The organism is Catenulispora sp. GP43, from assembly GCF_041260665.1.
Lineage (GTDB): Bacteria > Actinomycetota > Actinomycetes > Streptomycetales > Catenulisporaceae > Catenulispora.
Genome location: NZ_JBGCCT010000045.1, coordinates 14751 through 28933, shown reverse-complemented (window position 1 = coordinate 28933; position 14183 = coordinate 14751). Strand labels below are relative to the sequence as shown.

Below are 14183 nucleotides of genomic sequence, written 5' to 3'. Positions count from 1 at the left end.
GCACCGCCCGTGGCGACCGTCAGCGCTCTGACCGCCCGGCCGGTGCAACACGCGATCTGGTTCATGTCAGTTGCCGGCCATCGAGTGCTTGTCGGCACAAAGAGGCGATGAGATCAGCATGTTGTAGACCTGGGCTTCGGAGTTCTGGAGCATCTGCAGCCACGGGCAATTGCCGGCGCGGAAGACGTCGGAGACCTGGTCTGGAGCGGGGATCGTGATGACGTGTGCCTTGGGCACGGTGTGCTTGGCCGCGCAGGCGGATGTGCTGAGCCCGGTGAAGGCGAGGCTGCTGATCGCGGCGATCGCAGTCAGGGCACGGCGGGTCGGACGGTTCATCAGTGTGGTCTCCGTGGACTGGATGGAACGAGAGCGAACGGCGCAGGTCAGCTGCCTGCGCCGACGAGGTGCTGCAGGACGGTGACAACGACCGGGGCCAGGACGGCCAAGGCGTAGCCGAAGGCCGCCGACTTCAGGGCGGTCTTCCCCTTCTCAACCTCGGCTGGGTCGCCGCCGGCCATCAGGTAGCGGGCCCCGCCGATGGTCAGGAACACGGTCGCCAGGCTGGCCAGCAGCCCGACGAGCCAGGTCCGCAAATTGCTGATGACCTGCTCGATCGTGGCCACGGCCAGGACCTGCGAGTGGACCGGGACCGTCGCCGCGTGTGCTTTGGCGCAGACGAACAGCGACGCGGCGGCCGAAGCGGCGAGCAACAGCACGGCCTGGCGGCGATGGGTGGTGTCGGAGTGCAAGGCGGCCTCCTGAGGGCGGTGAGGACTTCTTCTCACTCACAAAGGCCGCAGGCCGTGCTGGAGCAGGGTCTACAGAACCTCGGACGAGATCTTTTGACCCCGCTCAAGCGCGAGCGCGCGATTGCGCCATGTCCGTCATCGACGGCACCCGCCGGCCCTGCAGCCATGCGACCAGCCGCGCTTCGGCCCGCTGGCGGCGGATCTTGACCGCGTTCCGGGTGACGCCGAGCATCTCGGCGGCCTCGGCCAGATCGATGTCTTCCAGCCGAGTCATGCCGATCAGGTCCACGTCGGCGGCGCTGATGATTCCCTCGCACTGTGCCTTGGCGAGGACCAGGTCTTCGTGGCCCCACGGCAGGTGCGGCTCCATCGCCTCGGCCACCGCGGCCGACCGCATGTATCCGATCTCCTGGTCGACCGCGCGCCGTGCCGCGCGCAGAGCGGCGTAACGGAGCCGGGTCATGATGCCGGGACGGTCGATGTCGATTTCGGCCAGGTGCTCCAGGAACCCGGTCAGAATCTCGCCGTCCAGGTCAGCGGGGTGGCCGTCGTACTTATTGGCGTACGCACCGCCCAGCCACTTCAGCGCCGGCAGCGCCATCCCGACCGCCGCGATCGTCCAGTCTCCGCCGTGGGCACGCGCGTTGCGGACGAGCTCTACCCACACGCGATCGCGCGGACCGATCTGGTTGCTCCGCTTCAGCACGATCTTGCGGACGGCGTCCAGCGTGAGGGGTTCGGCGGGGAACGGCTCGCCAAGCTGCGCGCCGTCGAGGATCAGCGAGTTGGGCCCGCTCGCCAAACGCTCGAACGCGCACTCGACCGCGTAGAAGGGCGAGGAGGCCGGGGAAGAAGAACGGGTCGCGGTGTAGGTCGTGTGGGCGGTGGTGCTCATAGCGAACTCCCGGAAGCAACGTGGATGTGTTGCTTCGGGGGTCGTCGAGGGTTCTTAGCGTTTCCTCGCCTCCGGCCGAGCTGGTCCTTAGCCGGACCTGGACTGCGCCTTAGCCGGGGCTTTCATGCAACCTGTCCGGCGGCGGAACGACACGGTATCGATGGCTTGAAGTCGCCTGCCGTCTTGCTCTCACAGGTGTCGCGACCTGCGTTTCAAGGTCGCTCTAAGGTTTCACCAAGTGCGCCGGCCACGCTTCGAGCCGTTGGACGATGTCTTGCAGTGCTGCATCGAAGTCGGCGGCGGTCAGCTCGTCTGCGCGCCTCTGCTGCCAGAGATCTTCCAGCTCGTCCTCGAGGTCACCCAATTCGATCAGCTTGTCGACGGCGGCCATCCGCTCTGCATGCGATAGGCCGGACGAATCTCTGGTCTTGTCCTCTGCCGAGACGAACGTGCATCGCGCCTTCGCACTGATGCCACGCCCCACAAGCTCGACGGCGCGCAACGAGGTGTTGTCATAGTGCAGAATCTGGTCCAACGTGCCGAGCATCTGCGATCCCCGGATTTCTGGCTTGGCGGTCATGGCTTTCCTCCGATCAGCAGTTTCTTAGCCCAGACCATCGCGGCTTTGTCGGTAGGGACGTCCAGCCCTCCGGCTGACATCGTCTTCGTGCAGAACGTCAGGCAGTTGTTGCTGTATTCGTCGTACTCTGTTGGCCCAAGGGTGTCGTCCATGTATTTGAAAGCCGCCTTAGTATCCGGGATTTCGAATGGAATCGAGGTGCCCGGGGCTGTACGCAGCTGAGGATTGAGTCGAACGACACCAGGGCTTGGAAACGTCCACAGATCCATATGAGTAGTTCTGGCACCATCAGTCACCTCAATGCTGAAGTGCCCCTTCGCACCTATTTCCGGATAGTAGTGCAGCGTTGCAAGGCCTGGCACAGGTGCTTCTGCGCCGCCGTGCTCCGCGGTCTCACACAATCCGAGCGGGTCGAAGAACGCGAGCGGATTGAGGACATAGGAATGGTCGTTCGGTGACGGGCCGAGGCCAAGCGGGTCTGCGGTGAGGTAGGCACCGGAGTCAGGGTTGTAGTAGCGGTGCAGGTTGTAGTGCAGACCGGTCTCGTCGTCGTAGTACTGCCCTGGAAACCGAAGTGGACAGTCCAGGCCGGCGTCAGCGCTGGTGGAGATGGTGCGACCCCACAGGGTCGTCATGGTGCGCCAGGCGATCCGGCCGTCTGGTGTGACGAGTTCGGTGGGTGTGCCGATCAGGTCGGTGACGATCGCGTGGAAGGTCTCGTCGATGCGGCTCTGGTCTGCGTCGTCGACCCAACTCCGTCGCCGCTGCACCGCAGGCCGGAAGGTTCCTGGATCGTAGTCCCAGGTCAGGACCACGGGAGTTCCGTCGTCGGCGCGTGTGGCTTGTTCGGCCAGGCGTGCGCCGTCCCACGTGAAGTGGATCTGCTCGGCGACGGCGCCGTCGGCTCCCAGCCGGTGTTTGCTGGTACGACGCCCGAGCGGGTCGTAGCTGTAGCGCCAGGTGCCGTGGTCGGGAGTGGCCGCTTCGACCAGTTGGTCCTGGGAGTCCCAGGTGTAGTCCCAGGTCTTGCGTCGGCCGTCCAACGTTCGGCGGACGGTGCGTATCAGGCGCCCTGTTTCGTCGTACTCATGATGCGAGCGGCCGAGCTGGCGGACCAGTGTGCGGTGATTCGCGCTGGGCTGTTCACCCATGCTGCTCGCGTCGTCGCTTCTCCCGGTGGTCGTCAGGTTTCCATAGGCGTCGTACGCGTATGTCTCACTCCAGTCCTGCGCGCTGATTGCAGTGACACGCCCGGATGTGTCGGAGGTGATGAGACGAGTGCCCCGAATGCTGTCTTGGATCTCGATCGGAACACCGTCGGGCCGCCACGCCCAGGACCGGCTGAGAATCACTTCTGGCTCGGTGAGGCTGGCACCGCCTAGCCCGTCATTCGCCTGCGGACCGCCACGCTGGAGGCGTTCACCGACAGGCCTCCCGGCGCCGTCATACTGTCGGATCAGCCAACTGTCGGCACCGAACCCACGATGGGTCTGCCGTCCCGCGGCATCGATTATGAGGTCCAGGTGGCCGGTACCGGCAGTCAGTCCGATGGCGCGCCCGGCGGCATCGTAAGCCCATTCCGACTCGGCTCCCGAGGCGGCGACTCTGCGGATCCGGCGGCCGACAGCGTCGTAGGCGTGGCGTGTCGTGTGTCCGTTCACAGTCTCGGCCACGACTCGTCCCAGCGGATCGTGCTCGTATGCCAAGACACTGTCACCGGGACCGGTCGCCTCGGCCATGCGTCCAGCGGCATCGTAGGTGTAGCGGTACTCGCCTTCGGGAGTGTGCCGTGCCACCACGCGGCCGACGTCATCTCGGACGAGAGCGACCACCTGCCCGGCACCGGTGGTGCGTTGGACCATGCGGCCGGCCGCGTCATAGGAGTAGCCGAGGCGGCGCCCGACAAAGTCGGTCTCTTCCGCCAAGCGGCCGGTTGCGTCGTAGGAATAGGTCCAGGTGCCGCTGTCGGGTTTCGTGACGGCCAGCAGGTTGAGTTCGCCGTCGTACCGGAATGTGTGCCGAACGCCGTCCGGGCCGGTTCGCGCCGTCAACGTGCCCATTGGTCCCGGCTCGAAGCTGGTGATCGCGCCGATCGGGTCCACGGCTTCGAGCAGCCGTCCGTTGGCGTCGTGTCGCCACCGCACGGTGGCTCCGCTCGGATCCGTTCGGGAGACGGGCAGGCCTTCGGGACTCCATTCGAATCGTGTGATCGCCCCGAGCGGGTCAGTCACTTGGATCACGCGGCCGGCGTGGTCGCGGACGGCATGTGTCGTGTTGCCGAGCGGGTCGGTCTGCGCCACGACCAAGCCAGCTGTATCGGTGGTGAACCACGTTGTCGCGCCGAGAGCGTCCATGCTGGTCAGCAACGAACCCGTTGGCGTGTACTCGAACCTGGTCACCGCCCCGGCCGGGTCGATGACAGCTATCGGGTTGCCGCGTTCATCGTACTTTCGTCGCCAGGTCGCGCCGTCGGGCCCGGTTGCTTCGACCGGTTGGTGCAGTGCGTTGTACGCGAAGCTCGTGACCGCACCGTCGGCCTCGATGACGCGGTGCACGTCACCGGCTTCGTCGTATTCGAAAGTGGTCTTGTTTCCCAGGGGATCGGTGCGGGACAGGATCCTGCCATCGCGATCGGTCTCGCTGAGCTGGGTGTTGCCGAGCGGGTCGGTCTCGGCGCAGACGTGGCCGTTCTCGTCATACCGATACCTGGTCTGGTGCCCAAGAGAGTCGGTGACCAAGGTGGTCTGGTTACTCGGGTCGTAGGAGAACGTCCCGGGCAAGAATTCACCCTCGCCGCGAACCACCCGTCCAAGGTGGTCGTAGTGGTAGGCGTAGCGGTAGCCGGAGCGGTCCTCCCACCCGGCGATCCGACTCTGCTCGTCCCACTCGTACCGCAAAGGCAGACCGGAGGAGTCCACCACGCCTACCAACCGGCCGCGCTCGTCGTAGTCGAACCGTCGCAACGTCACCTCAGACTGGGAACCAGACCTGGCCGGACCATCCACCAACCGCAAGGCCGTGATACGTGGCCCGGTCGCCGTTAGGCCGCTGTCCACTACGATCTGGTAGCCAGGGTGCTCGACCATCTGCGGAGTGCCGTGGGCATCGCGCACGATGCGGATCTGGTTGCCGTTGCGGTCCGATATCGCGGTCAGGTCCCGGATCTGCCCGGCCGAGTCCTGGTAGTGCACCGCCGAGAAATGGTAGGTCTTGCCCGACCAGGAGTCGCTGATCCGAATCTCATCGGTCTGCCGGTCCCACACCAGCGGCCAACGACGGCCGCGCTTCGGCAGCACCTCGAATTCATCGACGGGCACCGGGTAATCCAGACGCTGCGCGTCGTCCCCCGCGAAGTGGATCCCGGCTTCGTTGACCGACAGCCGTTGGTCCAGCGTCGAGGACCAGCCGGGGCCGAACAGACGGCCTGTGGTGTAGCCAGAGGCGTACGCCCGGCGCAGTACCAAGGGCAGCACCCCGGGCAACTCCACGTCAGTGGCATCCGTGAGCATCCATCCAGACACCACGTCCACCGGGTCGAGCTCGGTTTGCGCTTCCTGATTGCCGTCCGCGGTGCGGGCCTCTTCCCCAACGGCGTTCTCCTCGTCGCCGACCAGGCTGCGTTCTTCACCTTCGGCTTCACCGCCGAGCTTGCCCAAGACCTTTCCGCCCAGCGCACCCAAGGCTTTGCCGCCGAGGAAGGTAGCGCCGAGCATTCCGGCGCCCATCAGCGCGTCGCCGAAGTGGCCCTGCATGGCATCGCCGCTGATCTGCAGTCCGGTGCCGGCCAGCGCGACCAGGTTGTCGGCCTCGGCCAGGCCGGCGGTGACGACGTCGACACCGGGAATCCATGAGGTGGCCAGAGCCAGGACGTCCAGGGCCGGTGCTATCTCATTGGCGACCTCGGCGACCTTCCCGCCCCACTTGGCCAGGTCCGCACCGATGTGTTGCCACCAGTGCTTGTTGTGAATGCCGTCAGACTGGGCGTGGTGGAGCGCCTTGGCGCATTCCTTTGCCGCAGTGATGCGGTCGTCGTGGGCCTGGTGTGCCTGCGCGGTCAGCCCGGCCATACGGTTCTTGGCGTCGTCGAGGTTCTTTTGCGCGCTGTCATGTGCGGCTTGGGCGTCGGTGACGGCCTGCGGGTTGGGGGCGGCGGCATGGTTCTGCTGCGCACTCTTCAGGTCGCCCTCAGCCGTGTTGGCGTTGGTGGTGGCGCGTTGCAGATCAACCTGCGCGTCCTGTGCTTGACGCAACGCCGAATCGGCCTTCGCCTGCGCGGCCTGCAATTTCGGTGCGTACGCCGACAACGCGTCGGAGGCTTCGGAATAAGACGTGTACAGCTTCTGCAACCGCCCCGGCAAGGGACCGAAGTTCGACTTGAACGCATCAGCTGTCTGACCGATCCACTGCAGTGCAGCTGCGTCCCCGCCAAAGGAGTTCAAGCTTCGGTACGCCGACTCCACATCGTGCGCAAAGTCTCCGAACTGCTTGGCCAAAGCCTGAACCGACTCCACCACACCCGGCGTCGGATCCCCATCCAGTCCCAAGATGTCCCAACCAGACGGACGCACCATTGGTCAGCCCTCCCCCGTGTCTGAACTCTGGTCGCTCATGCATGCGGTCGGAAGGGACCGAGAGGCTGCCCCGGTCGCCACCGCCTTGCGACAGGCAGCGAGCTTACAAAACCGTCCGCGTGATCGGTAACCCGGGGAGGATGAGGCGACTACTCACCGTCTCACCGGGTCTCGGCACCAGGCCCGATGCTGGGGACAGGGTGCTACCAGCACCCTCGAGGAAAACCGTTGGGTACGGGAATTTCCACGCCGGCGCGAAGTAACGCAGAGCATTGACTTACTTACCATAACTTCAATACGTTCTACTCGGCGTGATTGCGATCGACACCGAGCGTCGTGGCCGCAGGCCGAGCCGTTCGGCGTCTGGTATCAGCCTGCCTCGGGGGAAGCCGTGACCAGCCAGATCCCAGGAACACGCACACCACCGTCACCGCCGCCTGGACCATCCTGGCGCGGCTTCACCGCCGCTTGGGAGCGGGGATTCCAGGAGGTCTACACGGTCTGGCTGCCACGCGGCCGGCACCCGGTCACCGAGGTCGCGATTCGTCACTGGCAGACCTGGGTGCGCTGGCTGGGCCCGTCCTACGGTCCGGCGGTCGTCTCGATTCTTATGCTCGGCGCCAGCGGCACTGACTCGTTCCATGCCGACCACGCCTGGCTGCTACTTCTGATCGGAACGATCAATGGCGGGATGTTCGCTGCGGCGGTGCTGTCCTGGAAGTTCGCGCTGCTCAAGGCCGACACACTCGATGAGCTACTGGAGCCGTGTTCCAATCGGGACAGCCTGGTCTCGGTAGTCTCAACGGCCGTCCGACACCGTTGGCAGGCACCGCCGTCGATCCTCGCCGCCACCATCCTCTGGATTGGATACGCCGCCTCCGATTCCAAGTGGCTGGCCACCTTCACAGGATTCGTGGTGCTCCTGAATTGCACCTGGGCACTGATGCTGCTGGTGAACGTGTCCTACTGGCTTGCAATCCCGCCCGTGCTGATAATCAGGCTGCGCAGCTCACGGGAGCTGCGTCTGCGCTGGAACGATCCGGCGCACACCTCTGGAATTCGGACCTTGTCTGAGGGCTACGCGTTCCCGGCGGTGTTCCTCGCCCTCGCAGCGTTTGCCGTCACAGTGCCTGGGGCGCTAGACCATCCGCTGTTCGGGTCATTTCTGCCCTACCTCTACATGTGGTTGCTGGCCTTGAGCCTCTGGGTCGGGATCGCCACTCAGCTATCGCTCTACGCGATCGTGCGTCGCTATCGGATTCGCATGTTGGACTCCCTGGCTTCCACCGGCGACCTCCTGCTGGCGGAGAACCAGTCCGCCACTCTGCTGTCTCTGATCGAGAACAATGATCAATTGTCTTCGACGCTGTCGATCTATGCTTCAGTTGCCTCCTCCGAGGGCCTCCCGTACGGAACCGCGCTGGTCGTGCAGTATGTGGCCGCGATCGTAGGGTCCGTCGTCGGGTTCTTGTTACAGTGAAATCGACCCCGAATGGAGTAGGCAGTTGTCTCAGGTTCTCGAAGACACCAACCTCAAGAAGATCTGGCGCTACTACGACCGGGGCGAATCCCGGATCGGTTACCGCCTCATCCTCGGCGGCACCAAGCACTTCGGATACTACGAACCCGGACAGACCCGGTGGGCGCTTCGCGCCTCGATGAGGCAGATGGAAGACCGCCTGGCAGCCGAACTCGCCCTGCCCCGCGGCGCGAAGGTACTCGATGCCGGCTGCGGCATGGGCAACGTCGCCCGCGCCCTTGCCGTCCGCCACGGCTTGGATGTCACCGGCGTCGACATCCTCGACTTCAACATCACCGAAGCGAAGCGCAGATCAGCCACTTCCGGGCTCACTCGGACTACTCACTTCCAGATCGGCGACTACCATCGCCTACCTTTTGAGGACGACTCATTCGACGGCCTCTACACGATGGAAACCTTCGTTCACTCCGCAAACCCCACGGTTGCCCTGGCAGAGTTCGCGCGGGTGCTCAAGCCCGGCGGCAAGCTGGTGATGTTCGAATATTCTCGAACCCCCGACGAACAGGCTTCTGCCGAGGCGAACGCCGCGATGCGCCGGGTCTGCGACGAGGCAGCGATGCCAGCGTGGCTGGAGCTCTACCACGGCGTACTGGACGAGATGCTCGCCGACGCCGGCTTCGCCGTCGAAAGCTCGGTCGACATCACTGCGAACATGATGCCAATGGCATCGGCGTTCTACGTGATCGGAAAGTTCCCGTTCTGGGTCGGACGGATCACTCGGCTCGAGTACAAGGTCGTCAACGCGATGAGTGCCCGCATGATGTTCCGTTACAAGGAAGCTTGGCGCTACGGCATCCACACCGCCGTCAACAAGGCCTGAACCGAGCAGCAAACTGCTCCCCTACAGTCGTTTCATCGGAAGGTATCCGGCTGACCGCAGGTCGACGGAGTACCCCAGTTTCTGCGCCCAAACGACGAGCGCGATCGGCCGAGGAGGCACGCGAGCGAGCTCCCATCGCTGGATCGAATCCCGACTGACGCCGACGAGCCCGCCGAGTTTCTCCTGAGTCAGACCCGAAGCAACACGACGGTTTCGTAACGGCGCAGCCAGCCGGCGCCGCTCGAACAACTCCCAGGTCTCACCGATCCGCGGGCATGAAAATCCTTGCCGTGGGTCACCACCAGGAGCAACGATCACCAGGCGGCAGCCAGGGTCACGAGACCACTGCAATAGATGTTCCAAGGTGGGCTCCGTGATCCCGCTCTCCCAGTCGGAGATCGCTCTACCTCTGACAGGCAGGCCGGACGAAAGCGCCACCTGGGAGAGGCCAGCATCCACGCGCGCCGATCGCAAAGCACCGACGATCCGCGCGAAGGCCTGTTCCGCCGCATGATCGACTCGCAGCGTCATCGACGACCCCAGAGCGACAGGCAGCTGGCTGCTCGGCGCGGCGTCGGGAATGCCACCTCGGCCCACACAGCTCGACCGTTCCGGTCACCGACCACGCCCCAGGCCCGAGCCAGCGCCGCCACCACGGGCAGTCCCCGACCGGCTTCCTCGTCGTCGTCTGGGTTCCCAGTCTTCGGGCTGTTCGGCCCGCCCATATCCTCGATTCGGAGGTGCCAGGCATCCGTGAACTCCACCAGGTGCAGGGTGAAGCACCCGCCTGGGCCTCCGCTCATGCTGTGCCGAATGGCGTTGGCCGCGAGTTCTGAAACGACCAACACGACGTCGTCCATCCCTGGGACGTCGCCGAAGATCTTGAGAACGCAACGCCGCACATCCGATAGCCGCTCCGGCAAGCCGTCGAACGTCATAGCCCAGTAGCTCATGATCTCGGGCCTGCGCTGCCTGGCGTCGGCTCCTGCAAGATGACGCGGGCCTGGTTCAGAAGCGAGCCCACAGCGTCGGCGGCCACCTCGGGAGCGCACTGCTGCTCACACCGGGCGAGACACAACAGCGCAGCATGCAGTCCGTCTAGGTGCCCGTCCCACGCAATGCGCTCTTCATCGATCGTGGGGACCAGCGTCTTGGGGTCGGAGACCAGGAGCGCCGTCATGTGGAGCAAGGCCCCGAAGCTTTCGCTGAAATCGGCCATCTCGGCCAGGGCGAAGATGCGCGCTTTCGGGCTCCCGGTCATGAGCGGCTTGGCCGCATCAGTCGGGAGAAGCGTCTGGCCGGCTTGAGCCCGCCGACTCTCCAAGCTGTCCGCGGTCTTCGGGACCTCGTCGGGCATGAAGGAGAGCGATAGCAGCGTACGGCGCCGCGACTGCGGATTATCACTCATGAGTACGCATCCTCTAACGGTCGGTAGTGATTCCATCGACGACCGTAAGAAGAAACGCGCAGGTCAGGAAGGGACATGTGGTACTAGCGGTAACAGCATCCTGGCATGTCGAGTATGACCCGGCGTCCTACTGGGGTTGAATTCCAACCTTGGAAGCCAGCTGGCGCACAGTGCTGGATCGCCGTTCGCGAACGTACAGGTCTTCGACGATGTGCACGGCCAGCGATTGGTGTCGCATCCAGTCCGGCGCGAAGCTGTCGATGGCCACCAAGGTGCTTGTAGCCGCTTTCTCCTGTCGGGCAAGCAGGTGGGCATGAGCGACGTCGAGCAGGTAGCGAGCGCGAGCTGCCTTCGGGAGGGATGCTGGTAGTTCGAGGCGTTTGGCGATCTCGAGGGCTCGTCCGATATCCCGCGTCGCCACAGCCACACCCACCGCTTGAATCTGAGTCTGCGTCGGGCCGAACGTCGTCTGGTAGAAGTTCGTGTCCTGCCCAATCCGGTGGGCTGCTGCGTGAGCCATCGACAGGTACTCACGAGCCGTCTCAGCCTTGGCCGCCTTCCCGGACCGTGACGCCGCGACGGCCGCGCTGATCACCAAGTTGCCCCAGACCGCCAGCTGCGGGCGCTTGGAACGTCCGAAGCTCGGCTCAATGGTTTCAGCCGCTGCCTGGGCCACTTCCTCTGCAGTGTCTACCCTTCCTTTGCGCAGGTAGACCCAAGAGAGGGTGCCGGCCAGAGAGGAGAGGAGCAGGGTATCGCCGGACAGCTTGGCTGCGGGAAACGCCCGGTTGAGAGCGGCGAACGCGATGCGCTGGCTTCCGAGCTGCACCGCGGCGTCAGCAGCGATCTGGTAGAGCTCGGTAAGTACCGCGAATGCTTGTTCCTGCCGCTCACCGTCGTAGCTGTTCGTCGCAATCTTCGCCTCGGCGATGAGAGCAGGAAGGACCGCTCCTAGCTCGGTGTAGTTGCCGTCCCAGTAATCCGTCCAGGCCAACACCACCTTTGCCCGCAAGTCGGCTACGGCCGGCGGTTCGCCGGAGGGCAGCAACTGGCCGAAGCCCGGGATATCCGGGAAGTTGTCGGGCGAGGTCAGACAGTCGTCAATTGCGCTCAACGCCCGCCGATCGTCGACACGCTCGCGGGTGTTCGGGGCGCGTTGCCCGGTAAGCACGGCGACGTCCGTGCCGAGTGCCCGTGCCAGGCTCATGAGGGTGGCGATGGTCGCTGACCGCCCTGGCCGGTCCTGCTCGATGTTGCGGATCGTCCAGATACTCAGGCCGGTCATCTCCGCCAGCTCTGTCTGTGTCACCTCACCCCGAAGGAACTTCAGGCGCTCCCCGGTGCTCAGCTCTGCCCAGGTGATCACGGTCTTCACGGCTTCCTGTCGGCTACGCACGTGCGGTCATGTTCAGGCTACGCCGACGGAGTGAAGCAGGGATGCAGCAACCGGGTCCACGAACTGCTGTATGCGACCGACGAGCAGGCCGACACCGCAGCCAGGTCGTCAACCCCCCAAGGTGGTCCAAGGTCCCGGTCGGGCGGTCGGCAGAAGCCCCTCGCAACATCAAGCGTGCGTTGCAGACCATGTGAGGCCCGCTACCGCCTGGTCGAAGTCGACGATCGTCTGCTCCACGTCAAACCCGTCGACGGCCTGCACGCTCAAGTCGATCGACAGCCATCGTGGATCGTTCGGCACCGCGATCACGTATTCGATGCGTTGTTGAGCCGGCGGCGCGGTGTCGGCTTGAACCTCCGAATCAGCGACGCTGTGATCGATCCGAACCGCTGCGGAACCTGCAATCAAGCCGGTGTTGGCGGCAACAGCGTCCCGCGCCACACGTGCCACGACCTCTGCCGGATCCGGCACGACCGCCGTAGGGATCACGACCTCTGCAATCAGCACGGCAGCGCCTGGCAGCGCCATCCCGCCCGGTTTGGGCACGGGCACCAGCAGTTCGATCCCGCGCTTCGCGCGAGCCGCGGCAATGTACGTCGCGAACTGGACAGCGATCAGGGTTCTGGCTTGTTCGGCCGCCTCAGTGGGGATCCCGTCGAACATGACGTCCAGGAAAGCCTTTACGTCCGCTTCAGCGTGCTCATCCAGCCGAATCCGGTACCAATCCTCCCCCAAGGCAAGACGGTAGGTAATCGGATCGCGCTCGGGGGTTATGGAAGCCATGCAGGTCTTTGTACACTCGTGCACCGTCACGCGTCGAGGTAAAGCAGAACACTGCTAGGGATGGCGGTGGCGAAGCGTGGGAATCGGGGGCTTTCCAGTGGTGCGCCCAAACGGGTGGGACGTGTTGGGTCTGGACGGGGATCCAACTCCTGGCGTCGTGGAATCGATCCAGGATCTCGCGAAGGAGTTCGGCGACTTCTCCCACGATGCCGAAGACTCGTTGTCTGCCTTGAAGTCATTCGGCAGCGACACCAACGCGCTGGCGTGGGTCGGGCAAACCGCGGACGCCTTCAAGGCCACCTTCGGCCCCCTACCCGGCCGGCTGGAGAAGCTGTACGTCTCTTATGGTGAGGCCTCCGACGCATTAGCCGCGTATTGGCCCAAGCTGCAAGCCGCACAGGACAAAGCGGATGCCGCCCTACGCCAGGGCCAAGACGCCGACATCGAGGTCACCCGCGCCAACGACAACGCCAACAACGCAGCCGATGATCTGAAATCAGCCCAGGCCGGCACCGACCCGAAGGCCGCTTCAGACGCCCAAACAGCCCACGACAATGCCCAGAAGGCGCTGTCCGACGCCAAGGGCCGTCTGGCCGCCCTCGCCGCACAGGCCCGGCAAGCCCACGACGACCTCGAAGCCGCCGGCAAGGAATGTGCCAAGGCTCTGCATCACGCTCAATCCGACGGCATCCACAACAAGCACTGGTGGCAGCACGTCGGCGAGGTCCTGTCCGAGGCCGGCGGCAAGATCGCCCAATGGTCCGGCGAGATCGGCCAGATCGCCGCCGTCCTCGCCCCCATCCTCAACGGCATCGCCGTCCTCACCGTCGAGGTCCCCGGCCTGGACGTCGTCACCGCCGGCCTCGCCGGCGCCGACGATCTCATCGCTGCGACTGCCCCTGAGGTGACCACAGCCGGCCTCGCCATCAAAGCAACCGGTGACGGGCTTCAGGGGCACTGGGACGATCTCGCCCACGATGCGGCGTACCTGGGCGCGTCACGCATGGGCGGCAAGGGCAAGGGCGGCGAGGAAGGTGAAGAGGGTCCACCACCGGGGAGCATGGCCGCCACCCACCGATGGGAGTCGGGCGGCCAAAGGATCAAGGTTGAAGGGCTACCCGATCCTGGCGCCTTCCCTGCACCTCCCTCAATAGGCACCGAGAGCGGAATCGAGACCGCGTCGGCAGATGAGGAACTGGCCAACGAGATCAAGGAGAGGAACGAGACTCGGGAAGGGGCTCCTGAGGCGGCCGCCACGGTAGCATCTGACCTCCACATACCCGACGCAACTGCAGCTGATCCGGTCACTTCCACTGGATTGATAGTGGGATTGACTCTCGGCGGTCTGAGGAAGAGGAGGCGGCAGTGAGGCCATCGGTGGGGAACGCACTTACCCTGATCACAGCCGCCCGCCGGGACGGCTGGTTGCGCGCAGGCGTCA

Annotated in this window: 13 protein-coding genes; 3 read left to right on the top strand and 10 right to left on the bottom strand. The window is 64.8% G+C overall.

Annotated features, from left to right (window positions below; genetic code table 11):
* Positions 1 to 66: 66 nt before the first annotated feature.
* The 5 genes from ABH926_RS49470 to ABH926_RS49450 all read right to left on the bottom strand — a co-directional run bounded on the left by ABH926_RS49470 (position 67) and on the right by ABH926_RS49450 (position 6795).
* Entirely contained in the window at positions 67 to 336 is a 270-nt protein-coding gene (locus tag ABH926_RS49470; RefSeq protein WP_370374370.1) for a hypothetical protein, read from the bottom strand.
* Positions 337 to 383: 47 nt separating this feature from the next.
* Positions 384 to 683 carry a pilin gene (locus ABH926_RS49465; protein ID WP_370374427.1) on the bottom strand — a complete coding sequence of 100 codons (300 nt, stop codon included), beginning with the start codon at positions 681 to 683 and terminating at the stop codon, positions 384 to 386.
* A 169-nt stretch (positions 684 to 852) separates the two neighbouring features.
* A complete protein-coding gene (locus tag ABH926_RS49460) occupies positions 853 to 1644 on the bottom strand; it encodes a hypothetical protein (protein ID WP_370374369.1) in 792 nt (263 codons plus the stop codon).
* A 223-nt stretch (positions 1645 to 1867) separates the two neighbouring features.
* Positions 1868 to 2224, bottom strand: a complete 357-nt coding sequence (locus ABH926_RS49455; RefSeq protein ID WP_370374368.1) for a hypothetical protein — start codon at positions 2222 to 2224, stop codon at positions 1868 to 1870.
* On the bottom strand, positions 2221 to 6795 hold the full coding sequence (locus ABH926_RS49450) for an RHS repeat-associated core domain-containing protein (RefSeq protein ID WP_370374367.1): 4575 nt from the start codon (positions 6793 to 6795) through the stop codon (positions 2221 to 2223). The genes ABH926_RS49455 and ABH926_RS49450 overlap by 4 nt, the downstream gene beginning before the upstream one ends.
* Positions 6796 to 7186: 391 nt before the next feature.
* Between ABH926_RS49450 and ABH926_RS49445 the strand changes: the two genes are divergently transcribed.
* Positions 7187 to 8275 (top strand): hypothetical protein, encoded by a 1089-nt coding sequence (locus ABH926_RS49445; RefSeq protein WP_370374366.1) that lies wholly within the window; start codon positions 7187 to 7189, stop codon positions 8273 to 8275.
* A gap of 25 nt (positions 8276 to 8300) precedes the next feature.
* On the top strand, positions 8301 to 9155 hold the full coding sequence (locus tag ABH926_RS49440; RefSeq protein ID WP_370374365.1) for a methyltransferase domain-containing protein: 855 nt from the start codon (positions 8301 to 8303) through the stop codon (positions 9153 to 9155).
* 21 nt (positions 9156 to 9176) lie between these two features.
* Here ABH926_RS49440 and ABH926_RS49435 read toward each other — a convergent pair whose 3' ends face one another.
* The 5 genes from ABH926_RS49435 to ABH926_RS49415 form a co-directional block, all read right to left on the bottom strand.
* Entirely contained in the window at positions 9177 to 9686 is a 510-nt protein-coding gene (locus tag ABH926_RS49435; RefSeq protein WP_370374364.1) for a helix-turn-helix domain-containing protein, read from the bottom strand.
* Positions 9683 to 10093, bottom strand: a complete 411-nt coding sequence (locus ABH926_RS49430) for an ATP-binding protein (RefSeq protein ID WP_370374363.1) — start codon at positions 10091 to 10093, stop codon at positions 9683 to 9685. Before ABH926_RS49430 ends, ABH926_RS49435 begins: the two co-directional genes overlap by 4 nt.
* Before the next feature lie 11 nt (positions 10094 to 10104).
* Positions 10105 to 10563: a hypothetical protein gene (locus ABH926_RS49425; protein ID WP_370374362.1), complete on the bottom strand. Its 459-nt coding sequence runs from the start codon at positions 10561 to 10563 to the stop codon at positions 10105 to 10107.
* Positions 10564 to 10690: 127 nt separating this feature from the next.
* On the bottom strand, positions 10691 to 11938 hold the full coding sequence (locus tag ABH926_RS49420) for a helix-turn-helix domain-containing protein (protein WP_370374361.1): 1248 nt from the start codon (positions 11936 to 11938) through the stop codon (positions 10691 to 10693).
* A gap of 189 nt (positions 11939 to 12127) precedes the next feature.
* Entirely contained in the window at positions 12128 to 12742 is a 615-nt protein-coding gene (locus tag ABH926_RS49415; RefSeq protein ID WP_370374360.1) for a hypothetical protein, read from the bottom strand.
* 157 nt (positions 12743 to 12899) lie between these two features.
* Here ABH926_RS49415 and ABH926_RS49410 point away from each other — a divergent pair, with 157 nt between their 5' ends.
* Positions 12900 to 14111 (top strand): putative T7SS-secreted protein, encoded by a 1212-nt coding sequence (locus ABH926_RS49410; protein ID WP_370374359.1) that lies wholly within the window; start codon positions 12900 to 12902, stop codon positions 14109 to 14111.
* Positions 14112 to 14183: the final 72 nt, after the last annotated feature.

Coding starts and splice junctions, on each gene's coding strand:
- ABH926_RS49470 (WP_370374370.1), bottom strand. CDS start 336: ATGAACCGTCCGACCCGCCGTGCCCTGACTGCGATCGCCGCGATCAGC.
- ABH926_RS49435 (WP_370374364.1), bottom strand. CDS start 9,686: ATGACGCTGCGAGTCGATCATGCGGCGGAACAGGCCTTCGCGCGGATC.
- ABH926_RS49450 (WP_370374367.1), bottom strand. CDS start 6,795: ATGGTGCGTCCGTCTGGTTGGGACATCTTGGGACTGGATGGGGATCCG.
- ABH926_RS49415 (WP_370374360.1), bottom strand. CDS start 12,742: ATGGCTTCCATAACCCCCGAGCGCGATCCGATTACCTACCGTCTTGCC.
- ABH926_RS49460 (WP_370374369.1), bottom strand. CDS start 1,644: ATGAGCACCACCGCCCACACGACCTACACCGCGACCCGTTCTTCTTCC.
- ABH926_RS49425 (WP_370374362.1), bottom strand. CDS start 10,563: ATGAGTGATAATCCGCAGTCGCGGCGCCGTACGCTGCTATCGCTCTCC.
- ABH926_RS49455 (WP_370374368.1), bottom strand. CDS start 2,224: ATGACCGCCAAGCCAGAAATCCGGGGATCGCAGATGCTCGGCACGTTG.
- ABH926_RS49430 (WP_370374363.1), bottom strand. CDS start 10,093: ATGACGTTCGACGGCTTGCCGGAGCGGCTATCGGATGTGCGGCGTTGC.